The organism is Blastococcus sp. URHD0036, assembly GCF_000701365.1.
Classification (GTDB): domain Bacteria; phylum Actinomycetota; class Actinomycetes; order Mycobacteriales; family Geodermatophilaceae; genus Trujillonella.
This window is the reverse complement of sequence record NZ_JNIK01000005.1, coordinates 125,059-145,590: the sequence shown is the minus strand read 5'-3', so window position 1 is coordinate 145,590 and position 20,532 is coordinate 125,059. Positions and strand designations below refer to the sequence as shown.

At 75.4% G+C, this 20,532-nt stretch carries 21 protein-coding genes; 6 read left to right on the top strand and 15 right to left on the bottom strand.

Annotated elements, in window-relative coordinates; translation table 11 throughout:
* Positions 1 to 27: 27 nt before the first annotated feature.
* From N555_RS0105465 to N555_RS0105455, 3 genes are all read left to right on the top strand, one after another.
* Entirely contained in the window at positions 28 to 483 is a 456-nt protein-coding gene (locus N555_RS0105465) for a hypothetical protein (protein WP_029430486.1), read from the top strand.
* Positions 471 to 1,316 (top strand): DUF998 domain-containing protein, encoded by an 846-nt coding sequence (locus tag N555_RS0105460; protein ID WP_034508919.1) that lies wholly within the window; start codon positions 471 to 473, stop codon positions 1,314 to 1,316. The genes N555_RS0105465 and N555_RS0105460 overlap by 13 nt, the downstream gene beginning before the upstream one ends.
* Positions 1,317 to 1,381: 65 nt before the next feature.
* Positions 1,382 to 2,248: a universal stress protein gene (locus tag N555_RS0105455; RefSeq protein ID WP_029430484.1), complete on the top strand. Its 867-nt coding sequence runs from the start codon at positions 1,382 to 1,384 to the stop codon at positions 2,246 to 2,248.
* A 10-nt stretch (positions 2,249 to 2,258) separates the two neighbouring features.
* Here the strand turns inward: N555_RS0105455 and N555_RS0105450 are convergent, their stop codons facing one another.
* Both N555_RS0105450 and N555_RS0105445 read right to left on the bottom strand, forming a co-directional pair.
* Complete coding sequence (locus N555_RS0105450; RefSeq protein WP_034508916.1) at positions 2,259 to 3,179, bottom strand: DMT family transporter; 921 nt, start codon at positions 3,177 to 3,179, stop codon at positions 2,259 to 2,261.
* A gap of 62 nt (positions 3,180 to 3,241) precedes the next feature.
* Positions 3,242 to 3,985: an SDR family oxidoreductase gene (locus N555_RS0105445; RefSeq protein ID WP_029430482.1), complete on the bottom strand. Its 744-nt coding sequence runs from the start codon at positions 3,983 to 3,985 to the stop codon at positions 3,242 to 3,244.
* A gap of 85 nt (positions 3,986 to 4,070) precedes the next feature.
* On the opposite strand from N555_RS0105445, the gene N555_RS0105440 reads away from it, so the two are divergent.
* The gene (locus N555_RS0105440; protein ID WP_231502606.1) at positions 4,071 to 5,615 is read left to right on the top strand and encodes a helix-turn-helix domain-containing protein; all 1,545 of its coding nucleotides are present in this window, start codon (positions 4,071 to 4,073) and stop codon (positions 5,613 to 5,615) included.
* Between the two features lie 52 nt (positions 5,616 to 5,667).
* Here the strand turns inward: N555_RS0105440 and N555_RS0105435 are convergent, their stop codons facing one another.
* Both N555_RS0105435 and N555_RS0105430 read right to left on the bottom strand, forming a co-directional pair.
* A complete protein-coding gene (locus N555_RS0105435; protein ID WP_255347338.1) occupies positions 5,668 to 6,405 on the bottom strand; it encodes a DUF5995 family protein in 738 nt (245 codons plus the stop codon).
* Between the two features lie 8 nt (positions 6,406 to 6,413).
* Positions 6,414 to 8,267, bottom strand: a complete 1,854-nt coding sequence (locus tag N555_RS0105430; protein ID WP_029430480.1) for a PucR family transcriptional regulator — start codon at positions 8,265 to 8,267, stop codon at positions 6,414 to 6,416.
* A gap of 407 nt (positions 8,268 to 8,674) precedes the next feature.
* Here N555_RS0105430 and N555_RS0105425 point away from each other — a divergent pair, with 407 nt between their 5' ends.
* Positions 8,675 to 9,667: an oxamate carbamoyltransferase subunit AllH family protein gene (locus N555_RS0105425; protein ID WP_029430479.1), complete on the top strand. Its 993-nt coding sequence runs from the start codon at positions 8,675 to 8,677 to the stop codon at positions 9,665 to 9,667.
* A 150-nt stretch (positions 9,668 to 9,817) separates the two neighbouring features.
* Here the strand turns inward: N555_RS0105425 and hisG are convergent, their stop codons facing one another.
* From hisG to rpe, 7 genes are read right to left on the bottom strand one after another with little or no spacing between them, the layout of a single operon-like run.
* Positions 9,818 to 10,684, bottom strand: coding sequence for an ATP phosphoribosyltransferase (gene hisG / locus N555_RS0105420; RefSeq protein WP_029430478.1), 867 nt, complete (start codon positions 10,682 to 10,684; stop codon positions 9,818 to 9,820).
* A 44-nt stretch (positions 10,685 to 10,728) separates the two neighbouring features.
* Complete coding sequence (locus N555_RS0105415) at positions 10,729 to 10,992, bottom strand: phosphoribosyl-ATP diphosphatase (protein ID WP_029430477.1); 264 nt, start codon at positions 10,990 to 10,992, stop codon at positions 10,729 to 10,731.
* On the bottom strand, positions 10,989 to 11,513 hold the full coding sequence (ribH, locus tag N555_RS0105410; RefSeq protein WP_029430476.1) for a 6,7-dimethyl-8-ribityllumazine synthase: 525 nt from the start codon (positions 11,511 to 11,513) through the stop codon (positions 10,989 to 10,991). The genes N555_RS0105415 and ribH overlap by 4 nt, the downstream gene beginning before the upstream one ends.
* The gene (locus tag N555_RS0105405) at positions 11,510 to 12,811 is read right to left on the bottom strand and encodes a bifunctional 3,4-dihydroxy-2-butanone-4-phosphate synthase/GTP cyclohydrolase II (RefSeq protein ID WP_029430475.1); all 1,302 of its coding nucleotides are present in this window, start codon (positions 12,809 to 12,811) and stop codon (positions 11,510 to 11,512) included. Before N555_RS0105405 ends, ribH begins: the two co-directional genes overlap by 4 nt.
* On the bottom strand, positions 12,808 to 13,431 hold the full coding sequence (locus N555_RS0105400; protein ID WP_029430474.1) for a riboflavin synthase: 624 nt from the start codon (positions 13,429 to 13,431) through the stop codon (positions 12,808 to 12,810). The genes N555_RS0105405 and N555_RS0105400 overlap by 4 nt, the downstream gene beginning before the upstream one ends.
* A gap of 2 nt (positions 13,432 to 13,433) precedes the next feature.
* On the bottom strand, positions 13,434 to 14,465 hold the full coding sequence (ribD, locus tag N555_RS0105395; RefSeq protein ID WP_231502604.1) for a bifunctional diaminohydroxyphosphoribosylaminopyrimidine deaminase/5-amino-6-(5-phosphoribosylamino)uracil reductase RibD: 1,032 nt from the start codon (positions 14,463 to 14,465) through the stop codon (positions 13,434 to 13,436).
* On the bottom strand, positions 14,462 to 15,136 hold the full coding sequence (gene rpe, locus N555_RS0105390) for a ribulose-phosphate 3-epimerase (protein ID WP_029430472.1): 675 nt from the start codon (positions 15,134 to 15,136) through the stop codon (positions 14,462 to 14,464). The genes ribD and rpe overlap by 4 nt, the downstream gene beginning before the upstream one ends.
* A 191-nt stretch (positions 15,137 to 15,327) precedes the next feature.
* On the opposite strand from rpe, the gene N555_RS0105385 reads away from it, so the two are divergent.
* Positions 15,328 to 16,800: an aldehyde dehydrogenase family protein gene (locus N555_RS0105385; RefSeq protein WP_029430471.1), complete on the top strand. Its 1,473-nt coding sequence runs from the start codon at positions 15,328 to 15,330 to the stop codon at positions 16,798 to 16,800.
* Between the two features lie 157 nt (positions 16,801 to 16,957).
* On the opposite strand, the gene N555_RS0105380 is transcribed toward N555_RS0105385, so the two are convergent.
* The 4 genes from N555_RS0105380 to N555_RS0105365 are packed head-to-tail and all read right to left on the bottom strand — an operon-like array spanning position 16,958 to position 20,532.
* The gene (locus tag N555_RS0105380) at positions 16,958 to 18,361 is read right to left on the bottom strand and encodes an RsmB/NOP family class I SAM-dependent RNA methyltransferase (protein WP_081866004.1); all 1,404 of its coding nucleotides are present in this window, start codon (positions 18,359 to 18,361) and stop codon (positions 16,958 to 16,960) included.
* Positions 18,358 to 19,335 (bottom strand): methionyl-tRNA formyltransferase, encoded by a 978-nt coding sequence (gene fmt, locus N555_RS0105375; protein ID WP_231502603.1) that lies wholly within the window; start codon positions 19,333 to 19,335, stop codon positions 18,358 to 18,360. Before fmt ends, N555_RS0105380 begins: the two co-directional genes overlap by 4 nt.
* On the bottom strand, positions 19,284 to 19,817 hold the full coding sequence (gene def, locus N555_RS0105370) for a peptide deformylase (RefSeq protein ID WP_029430544.1): 534 nt from the start codon (positions 19,815 to 19,817) through the stop codon (positions 19,284 to 19,286). Before def ends, fmt begins: the two co-directional genes overlap by 52 nt.
* Positions 19,818 to 19,842: 25 nt before the next feature.
* A complete protein-coding gene (locus N555_RS0105365; protein ID WP_029430468.1) occupies positions 19,843 to 20,532 on the bottom strand; it encodes an aspartate/glutamate racemase family protein in 690 nt (229 codons plus the stop codon).

Below are 20,532 nucleotides of genomic sequence, written 5' to 3'. Positions count from 1 at the left end.
CGGTCGGCCGGCTGCTTGGCTGGGCCGGTGAGCCGCCTCTCCTCCGCCGACGTCGCGTGCTGGGTGGTCAAGAGCAGCCGTCTCCCGGCCGAGGTCGAGCCGGACTGGCCGGCCGGAGCCGCTCGCCGGATCGCGCGTTGCCTGCGCCGCTCCTACCGGCTGGACCTCATGCGACCCGGCGACCCGTGCCTGCTGTGGGTCAGCGGGCGCACGACGCCGGGGGTGCACGCGGTCGGCGTCCTCGCCGACGGGCCGAGCGACGGGGACGGCGGACCGGAGGTGACGCTGGAGCTCACCCTGCTGGCCGATCCGGTGCCCCGCGCGGAGCTGCTCGCCGACCCGGTCGCGGCCGGCGCCGAGGTGCTGCGGATGCCGGCGGGGAGCAACCCCTCGTGGCTGTCCGCCGGGCAGTTCGCCGTCGTCCGCGCCCGGGTGGCGCTGCCGTCCGCCGCCCAGGACCGGCTGGGACCATGGCTGCCGTGACCCCCCTCCGGTTGCGCCTCGGCGCCCTGCTCTGGCTGCTCACCCTCCAGTTCTTCGTGGTCGAGATCGTCGTCCAGGCCCAGTACGAGCTCGACTACTCCCGGGCCGACGACGTCATCAGCCTGCTCGGCTCGTCGGTGTCGCCTGGCCACGTGCTGATGAACGTCTCGTTCGTCGTCCAGGGCGTGCTGGTCCTCGCCGGACTGCTCCTCCTGCGACCGGCGCTGACCGGCAAGGGCGCGCAGGTGGCGACCGCCATGCTGGCGGCCGCGGCGATCGGCGTGGCCGTGGTCGGGCTGTTCCCCCTGGGCGACGACGACACCTGGCACCGCTTCGGCGCCTTCCTGTACCTGGCGGGCAGCGCGATCGGGCTGATCGGGCTGGCCTACGCGGTGCGGCGCCGGTCGGAGGCGCTGGGCACCTTCCTCGCGCTGCTCGGCCTGGTCACGACCGCGATGACCGTCTTCTACCTCACCGAGGTCACCGGCTTCCTCGGCGAGGGCGGCACCGAGCGGGCGGCCGCCTATGCCCTCCCCATCGGGCTGGCGGTGGCCGGGATCGGTCTGCTGCGGGTCGCCGGCCGGCCGGTCTCGGACGCCTCGACCGGGCGGCGGGCGCAGCGCGAGCAGGAACGAGCCGAGCGGATCCGGCGGGCGCGGGAGCGCGACGAGGCGTTGGAGGCGGCGGCCGCCCGGACCACCCCTGCCGAGCCGGCCGGCGCACCGGCGGCCGAGCCGGCGGCGGGACCGGCCGACGACGGAGCCGCCGATCCGGCCGACGACTTCGACCCCGACGACCCGTGGGCCAGCCCTCGCCGCCGCCGCGACGGCTGAGGGGCCCCGGGCCGCAGCTCAGGGCCGCTGCCCGTGGTCGTGGCCGGACCGGCGAGGATGGGGTCATGACGTCTCCGCAGAAGCTGCGTGTGCTGGTCGGCTACGACGGGTCCCCGAGCGCCGTGACCGCCATCGAGGCGGCCGCACGCCTGGTCCCGGCCGCCGAGGCGACGGTCGTGCACCTCTGGGAGCCGCCGTTCACCTCCCCGCAGCTGCGCCAGCGCCTGGCCGGCCGGGCCGCGGACCTCGAGCAGCTGGGTGAGCTGCTCGAGCAGGAGGGCCGCGCCGAGGCGGAGCGGCTGGCGGCCAACGGCGTCGCCCTGGCCGGCGCCGCCGGCTGGACCGCCGAGCCGCTGGTGGAGCGCTCCTACGGCGGGACCGGGTACCAGTTCGCCCGGGCCGCCGAGGAGCAGGGGGCCGACCTGGTCGTCGTCGGTTCCCGCGGGCTGACCGGCCTCAAGGCCGTCCTGGGCAGCGTCTCGGAGCTCGTGGTGCACGTCAGCCCCGTGCCGGTCCTCGTGGTGCCGCACCCCCTGACGACCGTCGAGTGGACCGCGTGCGCGTCCGGTCCGGTCGTCGTCGGCACCGACGGGTCCGACACGGCCGGCCGCACCGCCGAGGCCGTCGGCCGGTTGTTCCCCGACCGCGAGCGCCTGCTGGTGGCCGTCGAGGAGCCCGGCGAGGGCCCGGGGCCCAGCGCGCCCGACGGCGCCGAGCTGATCACCGTCCCCCGGCACGGCCGGCCGGGCAGCGAGCGGGCGACCGCCGCGGCGCTGGCCGAGTTCGCCGGCGTGCGAGGCGCCAGCGTGCTGGCCGTGGGCAGCCGGGGGCACTCGAGCGGGCACGAGCTCCTGCTGGGCAGCGTGGCCCGCGAGGTGCTGCACTGCGCCCACCGGCCGGTCCTCGTCGTGCCCGCCGCCAGCCGGGGCTGAGCGGGCCCGCTCAGCCGGGGACCGCGGCCTCCTGCGGCGCGACCGCCGGGGCCCGGTCGCGGCGGCGGGAGACCGCCACCCCGGCCAGGCACACCACGCCACCCACGACGGCGAGCACCGGCGGCACCTCGTCGAGCAGGACCCAGGCGAGTCCGATCACCAGCGGCGGCACCAGGTAGGTGGTCACGCCGAGCCGGCCGGCGTCGGTGCGGGCCAGCGCATAGGCCCAGGTGCTGAACGCGATCGCCGTCGGCACCGCGCCCAGGTAGACCATGCCGAGCACCGACGACAGGGGCGCGTCGGCGACGTCGCCGGCCAGCACGCCGGCCCACGGCAGGCAGCAAATCGCGCCGATCGCGCAGGCGGTGAGGACCACCTGCAGGGCGGGCAGTCGGCGCAGGACCACCTTCTGCGCGACGACCCCGATCGCGTAGCCGACCGCGGCGACCAGGCAGAAGACGACGCCGATGACGTCGGCCCCGCCGCTGCTGGTGGAGAGGCCGATGAGCAGCACGCCGGCGAAGGCCACCGCGATGCCGACGACCAGCCAGCGCGGGAACCCCTCCCCCAGCCACAGCCCGGCGAAGACGGCGATGAGGATCGGCCCGACGTTGGCCAGCAGCGACGTCGTCCCGGCGTCCAGGTGCCGCTCGGCCGCGTTCAGCGCGACGTTGTAGACGGCGAACCAGCCCACCCCGCAGCCGGCCAGCAGCGCCCACTCGCGGCGGGTGGGCGCCACCCAGCCACGGCCGAGCGCGAGCACGGCGAGGACGACGGTGCCGACCAGCAGCCGGCCCAGGGCCAGCGCACCCGGCGAGATGTCCTCACCGACGGCCCGGATGCCGACGAACGCCGACGCCCACGCCAGCACGGTGACGACGACGGCCGCGGGGACGAGGAACGCACGGGCGGCCGGCGGCGGGTTCAGCACCTCCGCAGACTAGGTGCCGGGTACGACACCCCTCCGGCGGTTTCCGGACACGGCGTCGTCGGTCATCCGCCCAGATGGGCGGCGTACGTGCGCCGTCCGCGGTCCCGGCCGGAGGGCAGCGCCGCGCCGTCCCGGACGGCGGTGCTGAGCCGCCCGGGTACCGGCGTGGAGACCACGTGCCCGCCACCGCCGCGGGCGGCCACCCACGCGCGGGCGATGTCGGCGACGGCGAGTTCCTCCGGTCCGCCGAACTCCACGACGTCCCCGGTCGGCTGCTGCCGGGCCACCTGAGCGAGGTACGCGCCGGCGTCGGCGACGTCGACCGGCTGGACCCGCCAGCCCATGGGGACCGGCAGCACCGGCCCCTTGCGGGCCGTGGCGAGGAGCTCGTCGACGAAGCCGTGGAACTGGGTGATCCGCACGATGGTCAGCGGCAGGCCGGAAGCCAGCAGCACCTGCTCGGCGGCGTACTTGGCGCGGTAGTAGCCGTACGGGATCCGGTCGACGCCGACGATCGACACGTACACCAGGTGCCGCAGCCGGTCCCGGTCCACGGCCTGCACCAGCCGCCGGGTCCCGGCGACGTCGACCTCCCAGGCGTTGGTCGGGTCGCTGGCCGCGTGCACGACGACCTCGGCGCCGGCCAGGGCGTCGCGGAGGTCGAAGCCGGTGGCCAGGTCCCCGCGCACACCGCCGGGGCCGGCTCCGCGCCGCGACATCAGCCGCAGCCGGTCGCCGTCGGCCTGCAGCGCCTGCACGAGGGAGGGGCCGAGCCGTCCGGAGGCCCCCGTCACGAGGATGTCCATGGCCTCATTCTGGCCGGACCGGTCCGTCCAGGGTGCCCGGCGAGCCGCGCGCCGCCTATCTCACATGCGAGATACGGTCGGTCCCGTGACGCTCATCGAACAGCCCGTCGACACCGCCATGCGTCGCATCGGAGCGCTCGTCCGCGACGCGCGCCAGCACCGCGGCCTGACCCAGGCCCAGCTGGCCGAGCGGCTCGGCACCAGCCAGAGCGCCGTCGCCCGCATCGAGCAGGGCGGCCAGAACCTGACCCTGGAACTCCTCGGCCGGCTCTCGGAGGCCCTCGACAGCGAGCTGATCACCGTCGGGCCGACCGGACCCACCCACCTCCGGGTCACCGGCGGCACCGCGCTGCAGGGCAGCGTCACCGTCAAGTCCTCGAAGAACGCCGCCGTCGCGCTGCTGTGCGCCGCACTGCTCAACCGCGGGCGCACGACCCTGCGCAACGTCGCCCGCATCGTCGAGGTGGAGCGGATCCTCGACGTGCTCCGCTCCATCGGCGTCTCCGCCGTGTGGGACACCGCCGGCCACGACCTGACCCTCGTCGTCCCCGCCGAACTCAACCTCGACGGCATCGACGCCGACGCCGCCCGGCGGACCCGCAGCATCATCATGTTCCTCGGCCCGCTGCTGCACCGCGCCGACAGCTTCCGGCTCCCCTACGCGGGCGGCTGCGACCTCGGCACCCGCACCGTCGAGCCGCACATGATCGCGCTGCGCCGGTTCGGCCTGGAGATCGAGGCCCACGCCGGCCACTACCAGGCCACGGTGTCGCCCCCCACCACCGTCGACCGCACCATCGTGCTGACCGAGCGCGGCGACACCGTGACCGAGAACGCGCTGCTCGCGGCCGCGCGCACCGACGGCACCACGACCATCCGCAACGCCAGCTCCAACTACATGGTCCACGACCTGGTCCTGTACCTGCAGCTGCTCGGCGTGCAGATCGACGGCCTGGGGACGACGACGCTGGTCGTCCGCGGCCGGCCGGTGCTCGACGCCGACGTCGACTACACGATCAGCGAGGACCCGGTGGAGGCGATGAGCCTGCTCACCGCGGGGATCGTCACCCGGTCGGAGCTGACGGTCCGCCGCGCGCCGCTGGAGTTCCTGGAGATCGAGCTCGCCGTCCTGTCCGAGATGGGGCTGCGCTACTCGCTGTCGCCGGAGTACCGCGCCGCCAACGGCCACACCCGGCTGGCCGACATCACCATCCAGCCCTCGGACCTCAAGGCACCGATCGACAAGATCCACCCGATGCCGTTCCCGGGCCTCAACATCGACCACCTGCCGTTCTTCGCGGTCATCGCGGCGGCGGCCGAGGGCTCGACGATGATCCACGACTGGGTCTACGACAACCGGGCCATCCACCTGTCGGACCTGACCCGCCTGGGCGCCGACGTCCGGCTGCTCGACCCGCACCGCGTCCTGATCACCGGCCCGACCCGGTGGCGCGCGGCGGAGGTGGTCTGCCCGCCGGCGCTGCGCCCGGCCGTCTGCCTGCTGCTGAGCATGCTCGCCGCCCGCGGCACGTCGGTCCTGCGCAACGTCGACATCATCGCCCGCGGCTACGAGCACCTCTACGAGCGGCTGGTGGAGATGGGCGCCTCCATCGAGGTCTTCCACGACTGAGGCATAGGAAGCTCTCCCTACGTCCTCGCACTCTAAACGTGGGGGGAGCTTCCTATGCCCCGCCCGGCGGGAGCGTGACGCCGAAGCCGCGCACCGCGAGCCGCAGCAGGACGGGCCCGGGACGGCGGAGGTCGGCGACCCGGGCCGCGCTCAGCCGCTCCAGCTCCGCCACACGGGCGGTCAGCGCGTCGGGTCCGCGCAGCCGGGCGGCGTGCAGCGCGTTGGCGTTGGCCCACACCTTGCGCCGCGACTCGCGCAGCAGCACCCGCGCCGCCCCGCGGTTCAGCCCCGCCGCCAGCCGGTCGACGACGGTGCGCCGGCTCCCCGCGGCCTGCAGCGCGGCGTCCTCGTCGGCGACCCGGCCGGCGAGCACGCCGTCGATCCGCTCGTGGTCGCGCTCGCGGGCGGCGTGCACCGCGGGATCGGCGAAGTCGGCGGGCGGGATGACCCGCACCAGGGACTGCGGCAGGTCGTAGTTGATGTGCGCGTTCATGCCGAGGAGCACGTGCGCCTCCGGCCGGGCCGCGGCGCGCGTCCCGAACGCCTCCCGCCACGGCTCCGGCGCGCTCGCCGGGTCGCGGCCGTGCGCCTCCAGCGCGTCGAGGTAGAGCCCGGCGAAGTCCACGTCCCAGGTCGTGACCCAGCCCGGTTCCTCGAACAGCCCGGCGTCCAGGGCCGCGCCCACCGCCCGCGTGGTGCGCAGGTAGGTGCCCAGGAAGAACCGCGCCGGGTCCGCGGCCGCCTCCATGGGCGCGAGCAGGGCCGCCATCCGGTCGACGAGCTCCTCGATCGGCCCGCTCAGATCAGTGCGTCCAGACCGTCGTCCGGCGGCAGGAGACCGGCGTCCACCGGCGGGCGGTGCGGCTGGTCGAGGCCGCGCATCCGCGCCGCGTGCAGCGCCAGCAGCAGGTTGAGCCGCAGCGTCGGGTCGGTGGTGAAGGGTCCGAGCAGCCGCTCGAGCTTGCCGATGCGGTAGCGCATCGTGTTGTAGTGGAAGTGCAGCCGGCGGGCGGACTCCGCGACGTTGAGGTTGGTCTCGAGCAGCACCCGGAGCGTCTCGCGCAGGTCGGCCGAGTCGGCGTCGGACGCGTCGGCCAGCGAGCCGAGCACCTCGTCGACGTAGGACCGCAGCTCGGTGCTGTCGGGGATGAGGGAGAGCAGCCGGAAGACGCCGAGCTGGTCGAAGTGCGTGACGGTCGCCGGCCCGTGGATCTCCTGCCCCACGCCCAGCGCCCGCTGCGCCTGCTGGTAGGCCTCGCCGACCGCGGAGAGCGATCCGGCCGGCCGGCCGATGCCGGTGGCGAGCACCCGGCCCACCCGGCGGACCCGGGCGTTCACCCGTGAGGTCACGGCGGCGACGAGGGAGGTGATCTCCTCGGGGCTGCGCCCGTCGAGCGGCAGGACCGTGACGATCTCGGTGGACAGGCCCGCCACGGCGGCGCCGGCGACCTCGCCCTCCAGGGCCGACCGCCACCCGTCGGCGAGCCGGTCGAGGACGTCGAGCGCGCGGGTGGGATCGGCGTTCGGGTCGGCGGCGGTCTCGGTCGCCGTCACCAGCACGATGACCGGGCCGTCCAGCCGCCAGCCGAACGACCGCGTCTGGGCCAGCACGCGCTCGGTGTGCCGCAGCGACCCGCCGACGAGCCGGCGGACCAGGTCGCCCTGGAAGCGCAGCTCCACCGAGTGCACGGCCTGCTGGCGGATCACCGACAGTGCGGCGACGACGGCGGCCCGCTCCAGCACCCCGCCGGCCCCCCAGAGCAGCGAACCGGTCCGGTGCACGGCGACCAGCCAGCCCTGCCGCTGGTCACCGGCGACGATCGGGGCGACGGCGTACTCCCCCACCCCGCCGGGGAGCTCGTGGTGACCGGGGACCAGCAGGATGCCGTCGGCGGGTGACAGGTCGGCGTCGGCCAGGACCTCGGCGGGGGTGACCGCCGCCTGCACGGCGCGCTGCCCGGAGATCCGGCGGGCCGGTGCCATCTCGGCCATCAGGTCGTCGGCGGCGGCGTCCAGCAGCCAGAGCCAGTCGCTGATCTCGGTGACGTCGACCGCCGGGCCGGCGCTGGTGACGATCTCGCGGTCGGGCCCGAGCCCGAGGACGGCGGCGCCCTCCAGGTAGCTGGCGAGCTGCTCGGTGACCTCGGCGAGGCCGCCGCCGCTGAGCGCGACGTCGATGAACTGGTCGTGCATCCGCAGGGACAGCGCCAGGGCCTCGCCCTGCTTGGCCACCACGGCCCCGAGCACCTCGGAGACGACCTCGTCCATCCGGGAGGTGGCGGGCACCGCGAGCACCGGGAAGTCGCGCCGGTCGGCCTCGGCGAGCACCTCGGGCGGCACGGGCACTGGCCCCTCGGTGAGCCGGTAGGCCAGCCCCGCGGTGCCCATCGAGACCAGCCGCTCGACGAGGGCCCGACAGTTGGCCGGGTCCGCCGCGGGCAGCCGCGCGCCGAGGACGACGAGCACGTCGGGCCCGGCCACCGACAGCGGATCGGCCGGGTCGTCGACGACCATGTGCCGCACCAGGCGGGAGCGGCCGCCGCTGCCGGCGACGACCTCGGTACCGGCCAGCCCCGGGAGCCCCAGGGCCTCGTCGAGGCTGAGCCCGGAGCGCTCCTGCCAGCTCGCGTGCTGCGGACGGACCTCGGTCACCGGGCGGTTCCCCTCTCGGCCGGACGGGGTGTGTTTGGCTGCCGCACGACCCGGGTAGCCACTTTCGTTCCGCGAACGCTCCGGAGATACGACCTCACCGCGCGTGATCCCCCTCCGCGAGCCGTGACGATGTGCAAGCGTCTCCATCCAAGGCGTCGCTAGTGTTGCTCCACGGTTGACGTCATTCTGTCAGGAGTCCCCGTCCGAGCGTGGTCATTCTTGGCGAGATCCGCCATATTTCGGCCCGCGACGCGCCGAATACGTTCGACTTCCGGATCCACCCCGCTCGCTGGATGGTAGGTGGCCACCGCTTCCCCCGGTGCCCTGGCCCCCCGACGGGCGGACGGCGCCGGGCAGGAGCACCGGTCAGGGGGAGCTCCCGCCACTTTCTCGGGGAAAGGCCTCCGATGCGCACGATCGACGACAGCTCGCCCACCGCCACCGGGTCGCAGTCCCGCGGCCGAGCCGCCCGGGCCGGCATGCCCACCTTCCCGCTCCCGCGCGAGTCCGCCCAGGCCACCGCGCGCACCGCTCGCGTGTCCCGGGCCGCCACCGCGGTTCCCGCGTCGGCCAGCACCGGCGTCGCCGAGCTGCTGCGCGGCCCGGTCCGGCCCGCCCGGGTGCTCCTCAGCGTCCCGGCCGCCGTGTACCTGCAGGTCGCCACCGACCGCGGCACGGACGTGGTCGGGATCCTGACCAGTGACGCCGCCCGGCTGCCGCTGGGGTGCGTGCTGTTCCGGCCGAGCAACGGGCGCCCGCTGGTCGCCCTCCCGGCCGGCGCGCCCGCCGAGGTCGGCGGCGGCCGCGTCGTCGTCGGCGACCTCGCCGTCAGCGCCGCCGCCTGGTGGGACCCGCGGCCCCGGCTGCCCGCCCCGCGGCCCGCGCTGCTGCCCGAGGGCGTGCGCCAGCTGCGCATCGCCCTGTACGGCGACGGCCCGCACAGCGCCTTCAACCTGCCCGGGCTCCCCGGCGGCCCCGGTGGCCCGCTGGCCGCGCTCCGGGGCGCCGTCCGCCGCGCCGACCTCGACGCGGCGCTCCGCACCGCGACCCGGCTGGTCGGCCTCGGCCCCGGGCTGACCCCGGCCGGTGACGACGTCATGGCCGGCACGATCGCCGGCCTGGTGCTCCTGGGCCACCCGGCAGCCGAGCGCTTCGCCAGCGGCGTGCACACCCTCGCGGTCGGTCGCACCACCGAGCTCTCCCGTGCCCTGCTGCGGCACGCGATGGCCGGGCGGGTCAGCGGCGAGTACGCCGCCGTCCTGCAGGGCCTGGTCGGTGAGCGCCCGCTCGGGCCGGCCATCGCCGGGCTGATGGCGACCGGGTCGACCAGTGGCCGCGCCCTCGCGCTGGGCCTGTCCACCGCGATCGACCTGGTCGAGCGGACCACGCGCCCGCACTGAACGCGCCCGCCCGGGCCCTCGTCCTGATCGGGACGGGGGCCCGCGGCATGTCCGGAGCGGTGATCACCGTCCTCGCCCCGTGACCGCCGACCCCGCTCCCCACCGCGAGGCCGGCGACTCCGGCGCGAGGACGCCGCCCGGCCTGACCGCTCAGATGCGGCAGGCGTGGATGCTGGTCACCAGGATCGCGCGGGCACCGAGCTCCCAGAGCTCGTCCATCAGCCGGTTGGTCTCCGACTGGCGGACCATCGCGCGCACCGCCGACCAGCCCTCGGTCTGCAGCGGGCTCACGGTCGGCCCCTCCAGCCCCGGCGTGATGGCGGTGGCCCGCGCCAGCAGGTCGTTGGGGCAGTCGTAGTCGAGCAGCACGTACTGCCGCGCCACGAGGACGCCGCGCAGCCGCCGCCGCAGCTGGGCCACCGCCGGGCTCTCCTCCGCACCACCCCGGCGCACCAGGACCGCCTCGCTGGAGAGCACGGGCTCGCCGATGATGTGCAGGCCCGCGGCCCGCAGCGTCGTCCCGGTCTCCACGACGTCGCAGACCGCCTCGGCCACACCCAGCCGGCAGGCGGTCTCGACCGCGCCGTCGAGCTTGACCACGCCGGCGTCGATGCCGTTCTCGTCGAGGTACCGGCGCAGCAGCACCGGATAGGCGGTCGCGATCCGCTTGCCGGCCAGCTGCTCCAGCTTCTCGATGCCGGACTCGACCGGGCTGGCGAAGCGGAACGACGAGCGGCCAAAGCCCAGGGGCATGACCTCCACGGTGGACTGCTCGGCGCCGTCGGCGGGAGCGGTCTCGAGCAGCATGTCCCGGCCGGTGATGCCGACGTCCAGCGTGCCCGAGGCGACGTACACGGCGATGTCGCGGGGTCGCAGGTAGAAGAACTCGGTGTCGCTGTCCGGGTCGTAGACGGCGAGGTCCTTGGTGCTCCGCCGCTGCCGGTAGCCGCTCTCGGCGAGCATCTCGGCGGCCGGTTCGCTCAGGGCTCCCTTGTTGGGCACGGCGACGCGCAGCACGCTGAGGACTCCTCGCAGGTCAGGGGGTGATCAACGGGTGCTGATCACAGGTGAGCGTAGACGTCGGCCAGGCTCAGTCCCCGCGCCAGCATGAGCACCTGCACCCGATAGAGGAGCTGGCTGATCTCCTCCGCCGTCCGCTCCTCGCCCTCGTGCTCGGCGGCCATCCACGACTCGGCGGCCTCCTCGACCACCTTCTTGCCGGCCGCGTGCACGCCGTCGCGCACCGCCGTCACGGTGCCCGACGCCGGGTCGCCGTCGGCCACCTTGGCCGACAGCTCGGCGAACAACTCGTCGAAGGTCTTCACGCTCGTCCTCCCGGGCCCGGGGTCGCGGTGAACCCGGTGGTGCGCTGGGGCGCGCGCAGGGCGCGCAGGGTCAGTGCCGTGGCCAGGGCCGCGACCGCGGCCTCCCAGCCCTTGTCCTCGGCCGAGCCGGGCAGTCCCGCGCGGTCACGGGCCTGCTGCTCGGTGTCGCAGGTCAGGACGCCGTTGCCGACCGGCCGGCCGGCGTCCAGGGAGACGCGGGTCAGCCCGGCGGTCACCGCGTCGCAGACGTACTCGAAGTGCGGGGTGCCGCCACGGACGACGACGCCGAGGGCGACGACGGCGTCGTGCCGCTCGGCCAGCGCCTGGGCGACCACCGGCAGCTCCACCGCGCCGGGCACACGGACGACGGTCGGCTCCGGCACGCCGCAGGCGACGGCAGCGGCCACCGCGCGCTCCAGGAGACTGTCGGTGATCTCCGCGTGCCAGGTCGTGGCGACGATGCCGAGCGACAGCCCCTCCGCGTCGACCGGCGCCGCCTCGGGCGCCCCTGCCCCGCTCACAGCCGCTGCTCCTGCTGCCCCAGCGGCACGTCGGTGCCGGGGACGGTGGGCAGGTCCTCGGAGCCGGTCTCGGGCTCGAGGATGTCCAGCAGGTGGCCCATCCGGTCGCGCTTGGTGCGCAGGTAATCGAGGTTCTCGGCGGTGACGTGGCTGGGCAGCGGCACCCGGCCGAGGATCTCCAGCCCGTAGCCCTCCAGCCCCGCGCGCTTGGCCGGGTTGTTGGTCAGCAGCCGCATCGTGCGGATGCCCAGGTCCACGAGGATCTGCGCGCCGGTGCCGTAGTCGCGGGCGTCGGCGGGCAGGCCGAGGTCGAGGTTCGCATCGACGGTGTCCGCACCGCGGTCCTGCAGCTGGTAGGCCTGCAGCTTGTGCAGCAGGCCGATCCCCCGGCCCTCGTGCCCACGGATGTAGAGGACGACGCCGCGCCCCTCCTCGGCCACCGCGGCCAGGGCGGCCTGCAGCTGGGGGCCGCAGTCGCAGCGCAGCGAGCCGAACACGTCGCCGGTCAGGCACTCGGAGTGCACGCGGACGAGGACGTCCTCGCCGTCCCCGAGATCGCCGTAGACGAAGGCGACGTGCTCGCGCTCGTCGTAGGAGCTGCGGTAGCCGACCGCGGTGAAGGTGCCCGGCGACAGCGGCACGATCGCCTCCGCGACGCGCTCGACGAGCTTGTCGAAGCGCTTGCGGTAGGCAATCAGGTCGGCGATCGACACCATGACCAGATCGTGCTCGTCGGCGAAGGAGCGCAGTTCACCGGCCCGCGCCATGCGGGTGGGCTCCTGCTCGCTGACGAGCTCGCACAGCACCCCGGCCGGCCGCAGCCCCGCCAGGACGGCGAGGTCGACGGCGGCCTCGGTGTGCCCGGGTCGGCGCAGCACGCCGCCGTCCTTGGCCCGCAGCGGGACGACGTGACCGGGCCGGGAGAGCTGGGTCGCCGTCGTCGCCGGGTCGGCCAGCAGCCGGACGGTGTGCGCGCGGTCGGCGGCGGAGATGCCGGTGGTCACGCCCTCGCGCGCGTCGACGGTGACCGCGTAGGCGGTGCCGTGCCGGTCCTGGTTCACCCGGTACATCGGCGGGAGGTCCAGCCGGTCGGCGTCGTCCTCGGAGACCGCCACGCAGACGTAGCCCGAGGTGTAGCGGACCATGAACGCCAGCAGCTCGGGCGTGGCCAGCTCCGCGGCGACGATCAGGTCGCCCTCGTTCTCGCGGTCCTCGTCGTCGACCACGACGACGGCCCGGCCGGCCTTGACCGCGGCGATGGCGTCCTCGACGCCGTCCAGCCGCACGCGCGCGCTCATCGGCGTGCCTCCAGCAGCCGCTCCACGTACTTGGCGACCACGTCGACCTCCAGGTTGACCGGGCTCCCCGCGGCGCGGGTGCCCAGTGTCGTCTCGCGCAGGGTGGTCGGGATGAGGCTGACCTCGAACCATGGCTCGGGGTCGTGGACGGCGCTGACGGCGCTCACGGTGAGCGAGACGCCGTCGACGGCGATCGAGCCCTTCTCGACCACGTAGGGGGCCAGCGCCGGCGGCAGGCCGATGCGGACGACCTCCCAGTGCTCGCCGGGTGTCCGGTGCAGCACCTCGCCGACGCCGTCGACGTGGCCCTGCACCAGGTGCCCGCCCAGGCGGGTCTGCATGGTGACGGCACGCTCGAGGTTGACCGGGTCGCCTGCCCCCACGGCACCGAGGCTGCTGCGGCTGAGCGTCTCGGCCATGACGTCGGTGGTCCAGACGCCGGTGCCGTCCGCGCCGGGCTCCACGCCGGTGACGGTGAGACACACCCCGTTGACGGAGATGGAGTCGCCGAGGGCCACGCCCCCGAGCACGGTGCGGGCGCGGATCGCGAGCTGGGCGGCGTCGGTCTGTTCCTCGCGGGCGACGAGCGTGCCGACCTCTTCGACGATGCCGGTGAACACGGTCAGCTCCTCCCGTCCGGCCGCAGCCGGATCTCGACGTCGCGGCCCCGCTGGTGGACGCCGCTGACCGTGAACGACAGCGCTTCCCCGATCGCGCTGATTCCCAGGTCGCCCACCAGGGAGGCACCGGCGCCCAGCAGCTTCGGCGCGAGGTGCAGGACGGCCTCGTCGACCAGGCCCGCGCGCAGGAACGCCGCGGTCAGGGTGGGGCCGCCCTCCAGCAGCAGCCGGCGGACGCCGTGCCCGTAGAGCTCGGCGAGCAGCTCGGCAGAGGTGGCCGCGGCGCTGACCAGCGTGGGCGCGGCGCCGTCCCGCACCCGCGCGGTGGCCGGCACCCGGCCGCGCCGGTCGACGACGACGCGCAGTGGCTGCCGCTCGGCGTCGGTCCCGTCGGGGCGGCGGACCGTGAGCTGCGGGTCGTCGGTGAGGGCCGTCCCGGAACCCACCACGACGGCGTCGCAGGTGGCGCGCAGCCGGTGGACCGCCTCCCGCGCCTCGGGGCCGGTCACCCAGCGGCTGGAGCCGTCGGCGGCGGCCACCCGGCCGTCGAGAGTGCCGGCGACCTTCCACACGACGTACGGCCGGCCGGTGCGCACCGCGGTCAGCCAGGAGGCCAGCGCGCCGGCCTCGGCGGCGGCCCGCTCCAGCCCGATCTCCACGTCGACGCCGGCGTCGAGCAGCCGCTGCGCGCCGCCACCGGCCAGCGCCGTCGGCTCGGGGACGGCGACGACGACCCGCGCGATGCCGGCGGCCAGCAGCGCGTCGGCGCAGGGGCCGGTGCGCCCGGTGTGGGCGCAGGGCTCGAGTGTGACGACGGCGGTGCCGCCCCGGGCCCGCTCGCCGGCCTCGGCCAGGGCGGCGATCTCGGCGTGCGGACCGCCGGGCGGGGCAGTGGCGCCCTCTCCCACCGGCGTCCCGTCGGCGGCCAGGACCACCGCGCCCACCGGCGGGTTGGGGCTGGTCGTGCCGAGCACCGCGCTGCCGAGGGCCAGCGCGCGGGCCATGGCCATGCGCTCGGCGAAGGGGGCGGTCACCCGGTCAGCGCCGCGGCGGCCTGCGCCCGCAGCGCGGCGATGGCGCGCGCGGGGTCGTCGGCGCCATAGACGGCGGAGCCCGCGACGAACACGTCGGCGCCGGCCTCCGCGGCCTGCTCGATGGTGTCGGCGTTGATGCCGCCGTCGACCTCGACGAAGAGCGTGAGGTGGCCGGTGTCGACCAGCTCGCGGGCGCGGCGGACCTTGGGCAGGACGTCGGCGATGAACGACTGGCCGCCGAAGCCGGGCTCGACGGTCATGACCAGGAGCGTGTCGAAGTCGCGGAGGATCTCCTCGTAGCCCTCCAGCGGGGTGCCGGGCTTGATCGCGAGGCCGGCCAGCGCACCGGCGGCGCGCAGGTCACGAGCGACGTCGCGCGGGTCCCCGGTACAGGCCTCGGCGTGCACCGTGACGTTCTTCGCGCCGAGCTCGGCATAGCCGGGGGCCCAGCGCTCCGGCGCCTCGATCATGAGGTGGCAGTCCAGCGGGATCGGGCTCACCGCCTGGATCGCCTCGACGACCGGGCGGCCCAGGGTCAGGTTGGGCACGAAGTGCGCGTCCATGACGTCGACGTGCAGCCAGTCCGCGTCCGCCACCCGCTGGGTCTCCTCCGCGATCCGGGCGAAGTCGGCCGACAGCAGGCTCGGGGCGATGAGCGGGGTCCTGGGCACGAGTGCCGAGTCTAGGCAGCGGCGTCCCTCCCCTTTCGGGCGACGCGACCGGGTACACGGCGCTCCCGCGGCACCGCCGCCCTGACGACGTGACCGCCGCGCCGCAGCGCGGCACCGAGAACCACACCGCGGCAGCCGGGACGGTGCACGACGCCGGTGTCCGTTGCGCGCGACCGGGTAGGGCGTCGGTCATGGCTTCGAGCACACCCACCCCGTACGACGGCCTCGACCGCATGCCCATCGCCGGCAGCTGGCGCCCTGGCAGCTCCGAGAAGACCGCGACCGACACCGATCCCTACACCGGCGAGACGCTGACCGAGCTCCGGCTGGCGGACGCCGACGACCTCGACCAGGCCTACGCGAGGGCGAAGGAGGCGCAGCGGGACTGGGCCGGCCGGCTGCCCAGCGAACGGGCCGAGGTGATGCGCCGGGCCGCCGCGATCATGGAGGCCCGGAAGGACGAGATCGTCGACTGGCACATCCGCGAGAGCGGCGCCGCGGCGCCGGCGGCCGCCTTCGAGTTCGCCATCACCGTGCGCGACTTCCACGAGGCGTCGTCCTACCCGTACCGGGTCGAGGGCCGGATCCTGCCGGCCGACATCGAGGGCAAGGAGAGCCGCGTCTACCGCCGTCCGGTGGGCGTGGTCGCCGTGATCAGCCCGTGGAACGTGCCGATGCACCTCTCGAACCGCTCGGTCGCGCCCGCGCTGGCGCTGGGCAACGCCGTCGTCCTCAAGCCCGCCGGGGACACCCCGGTGACCGGCGGCCTGCTGCTGGCCAAGGTCTACGAGGAGGCGGGCCTGCCCGAGGGCCTGCTGTCGGTGGTGATCGGGTCCGGCAGCGAGATCGGCGACGCGATCGTGTCCCACCCGACGCCGCGGGTCGTCTCCTTCACCGGTTCGACGCCGGTCGGCAAGGGGATCGCGGAGAAGGCCGGCCTGAAGAAGCTCTCCCTGGAGCTCGGCGGGAACGGTCCGCTGGTCGTGCTCGACGACGCCGACCTCGGCTACGCGGTCGACGCGGCGATCTTCGGGAAGTTCTTCCACCAGGGCCAGGTCTGCATGATCACCAACCGGATCGTTGTGCACTCCTCGGTGCACGACGAGTTCGTCGACCGCTACGTCGAGCGGGCCCGGTCGCTGAAGGCCGGCGACCCCCGAGAGGACGACACGGTGATCGGGCCGATCATCAACGCCAAGCAGCTCGAGGGGATCCAGGAGAAGGTCGCGCAGGCCCGCTCCGACGGCGCCGACCAGCTGCTCGGCGGCGACCCGACCGGCCCGATCGGCTCGGTGCTGCCGCCGCACGTGCTGCTCGGCACCAACGACGTCGCCACCGCCCGTCAGGAGGTGTTCGGGCCGGTCGTGACGATCATCCGGGCCCGCGACGAGGACGACGCCCTGGCCATCGCCAACGACACCGAGTACGGGCTGTCGAGCGCGGTCTTCACCGAGGACACCGAGCGCGGCGTCCGGTTCGCCCTCCGCGTCGAGGCCGGGATGACGCACGTCAACGACTCGCCGCTCAACGACGAGAACAACACCGCGTTCGGCGGCGAGAAGGAGTCGGGCCTCGGGCGCTTCGGCGGCGAGTGGGCGATCGACGAGTTCACCACCGACCACTGGGTGAGCGTCCAGCACACCAGGCGCCAGTTCCCCTTCTGAGCCCTCGTGCGAGGAGGTCCCCCGGCTCGCTCGGGCTCTGCCCACCATGCTGGGCAGAGCCCGAGCGAGCGGCACTGGTGATGTGCGTTGAGGGCGCGTTCCATCGCGGGAACGCGACCCCGGCGCACATCGCCGGGCCCGGCGCGGCTCCGGCGGCTCAGCGGGTGCGGCGCAGCAGGGCCATGAACATCGCGTCGGTGCCGTGCCGGTGCGGCCACAGCTGCCCGGACTGTCCGCGCTCGACGCCGGGCACCTCGGGGAACAGCGGCGCCACCGGCAGCACCTCGACGTCGTCCCGGGCGGCAGCGACCGCGACGACGTCCACCGTCTCCGCCGCGTGCGGCGAGCACGTCACGTAGGCGACCACTCCCCCGGGGCGCACCGACGCCAGCGCGCTGTCCAGCAGCGCCCCCTGCAGCTCGGCCAGCGGGGCGACGTCGTCGGCCGTCCGCCGCCAGCGCACCTCGGGCCGGCGGCGCAGCGCGCCCAGCCCGGTGCACGGCGCGTCCAGCAGCACCCGGTCGAACGAGCCGGCCGCCCAGGGCGGCTCCCGGCCATCGGCCACGAGGACCTCGACGTCGGGCTCGTCGCCGAGCGCCTGCCGGACCAGCTCGGCGCGGTGCGGCGCCCGGTCCGCGGCGGTGAGCCGTACTCCGGCCGGCCGGACGGCGGCCAGCAGCCCCGACTTCCCGCCCGGGCCTGCGCACATGTCCAGCCAGGCGGCATCCGGACCCTCCAGCGGCGCCCGGGCCAGCAGCAGCGCGGCGAGCTGGCTGCCCTCGTCCTGCACGGCCGCGACGCCGGACCGCACCGACGCCAGCCGGCCGGGGTCCCCGCTGCCGAGGCGCACCGCGTACGGCGACCACGGCCCCGGCTCCCCGCCGGACTCCTCGACCAGCTGGTCGCGCGGCACCCGCCGAGCGACGAGGTGCACCTCGGGTGCGGCGTCGTCGGCCAGCAGCGCGGGCTCCAGCTCGGACTCGTCGGCGAGGGCGCCGCGGAACGCCTCGACCACCCAGCGCGGGTGGTCGGTCGCCAGGGCGAGCCGCTCGTCGCCGTCGGCAGCCAGCCGCTCCAGCCAGGCGGCCCGGTCGCCGCCGGTGGCGACCTTCCGCAGGACGGCGTTCACCAGGCCGGCCGGGCCGGCACCGACGATGGCCCGGGTCAGGTCGACGCTCGTGTCGACGGCCGCGTGCGCCGGCACCCGCAGGTCCAGCACCTGGTAGGCGCCCAGCCGCAGCAGGTCCAGCACCCGCGGGTCGAGCTCGGCCAGCGGCCGGGAGACCAGCGTCGCGAGGACGGCGTCCAGGGTCCCCTGCGCCCGCAGCGCGCCGTAGGCCAGCTGCGTGGTGAACGCGGCGTCGCGCGGGTCGAGCTGGCGCTCCCGGAGCAGTTGCGGCAGCAGCAGGTTCGCGTACGCCTGGCGCGAGGACACGGCGTCCAGCACGTCGTAAGCGGTCAGCCGGGCACCGTCGAGCTGGGCGCGCGGCCGCTGTCCCTGATGCCCCTTCGGGCGTCCACCCGCGGGCCGTCGTCCCTGCCGGCGCGGCGGGACGCTCACGAACCGACCCGCTCGCCGGTCGCGGGGCGGGCGCCGCGCGCCCAGTCCGCCGCGGGCAGCATCCGCTTGCCGGCCGGCTGGACCTCGCCGAGCCGCACCGCGCCCCGGCCGGTGCCCACGAGGACGCCGCTGGTCCCGACCGAGAGCTCGCCGGGCTCCAGCCCGAGCGACGTCGGCAGCGGCTCCACCGGACCCAGCCGCAGCCGGTCGCCGCGCCACGTCGTCCACGCGCCCGGTGCCGGGGTCACGCCGCGCACCCGCCGGTCGACCACGTGCGCCGGGAGGGTCCAGTCGATCCGTGCGTCGGCGACCTCGATCCGCGGCGCCAGGCTGATGCCCTCGGCGGGCTGGGGCTGCGGCTGCAGCGCACCGGCCTCGATGCCGTCCAGCGTGGCCAGCAGCAGCTGGGCGCCGCTGACCGCGAGCCGGTCGAGCAGGTCGCCGGCGGTGTCCCGGGGGCCGATCGGCTCGGTGAGCGTGCCGAAGACCGGACCGGTGTCCAGCCCGGCCTCCAGCTGGAAGGTGCAGGCGCCGGTGATCTCGTCACCGGCCATGAGCGCGTGCTGCACCGGTGCGGCGCCGCGCCAGGCCGGCAGCAGGGAGAAGTGCAGGTTCACCCAGCCGTGCCGCGGCAGGGCGAGCGCGGCCCGTGGCACGAGCGCGCCGTAGGCGACGACGGGCGCGCAGTCGACGGCGAGCTCGGCCAGCTGCGCCAGGAACTCCGGCTCCCGCGGCGAGCGTGGCTGCAGCACCGGGATGCCGGCGGCGTCGGCGCGCTCGGCCACCGGCGAGCGGCTGAGCGAGCGGCCGCGGCCGGAGCGGGCGTCGGGGCGGGTGAGGACGGCGACGACCTCGTGGCCGGACCCGAGCAGGAGGTCCAGCGACGGGACGGCGGGCGCCGGCGTACCGGCGAAGAGCAGCCTCAGTGGGGGCTCACCTCCACGCGCGGCACCCAGGCGGCCAGCCCGGCCCACTCCGCCTCGGCCAGGGCGGCCAGCGCCGTCTCGCGCGCGGCAGGGTCCAGCCGGTCGACGAACAGCACGCCGTCGAGGTGGTCGACCTCGTGCTGGACGGCCCGGGCCAGCAGGTGCGATCCCTCGATGCGCACCGGGTCGCCGTGCATGTTCCAGCCGGTCGCCGCGACGTGCAGGTGCCGGCGGCAGTCGTAGGCGTAGCCGGGCAGGGACAGGCAGCCCTCGGGGCCGTCCTGCTCCTCCGCACCGACGAGCGTCACGTCGGGGTTGACCAGGTGGCCCACCTCGCCGTCGACGTGCCAGGTGAAGACCCGCAGGCCCACGCCGATCTGCGGGGCCGCGAGCCCGGCACCGCCGGCGGCGTGCATGGTGTCGACCAGGTCGGCGACCAGCGTGCGGAGCTCGGCGTCGAAGTCGGCCACCGGTGCGGCCGGGGTGGTCAGCACCGGGTCGCCGTACAGCCGGATGGGGGTCACGCTCACCGGTCGATCCTAGGCGGCGCCCCGCTCACGCCAGCGCGGCCTCCACGGCGGCGTCCACGTGCAGCTGCGTGGTCGGGAACAGCGGCAGCCCGACGTCGCCCGGACCCAGCAGCAGCTCGAGCTCCGTGCAGCCGAGGACCACCCCCTCGGCGCCCTCGGCGGCCAGCCGCCCGACCACCTCGCCGACGGCGGCGCGGGACTCCTCGCGCACCACGCCCAGGCACAGCTCGTCGTAGATCACCCGGTGCACCAGCGCCCGGTCGGCGACACCCGGCACGACGACCTCCAGCCCGTGCCCGGCCAGCCGGTCGACCAGGAAGGGCCGCTCCATCGTGAACGCCGTGCCGAGCAGGCCGACGCGGGTCAGCCCGCAGGCGCGGACGGCGGCGGCGGTGACGTCGCCGATGTGCAGCAGCGGCACGTCGAGGACGGCGGTCAGCGCATCGGCGACCTGGTGCATCGTGTTCGTGCACAGCAGGACGAGGTCGGCGCCCGCGGCCTGCACGCTCCGGGCGTCGGCGGCGAGGAGCTCCCCGGCCCGATCCCAGTCGCCGGCCACCTGGAGCCGCTCGATCTCCGCGAAGTCCACCGAGAGCAGCACGCAGCGGGCCGAGTGCAGGCCGCCGAGGCGGTCGCGCACCGCCTCGTTGAGCAGCCGGTAGTACAGCGCGCTGCTCTCCCAGCTCATGCCGCCGAGCAGGCCGATCGTCCGCAT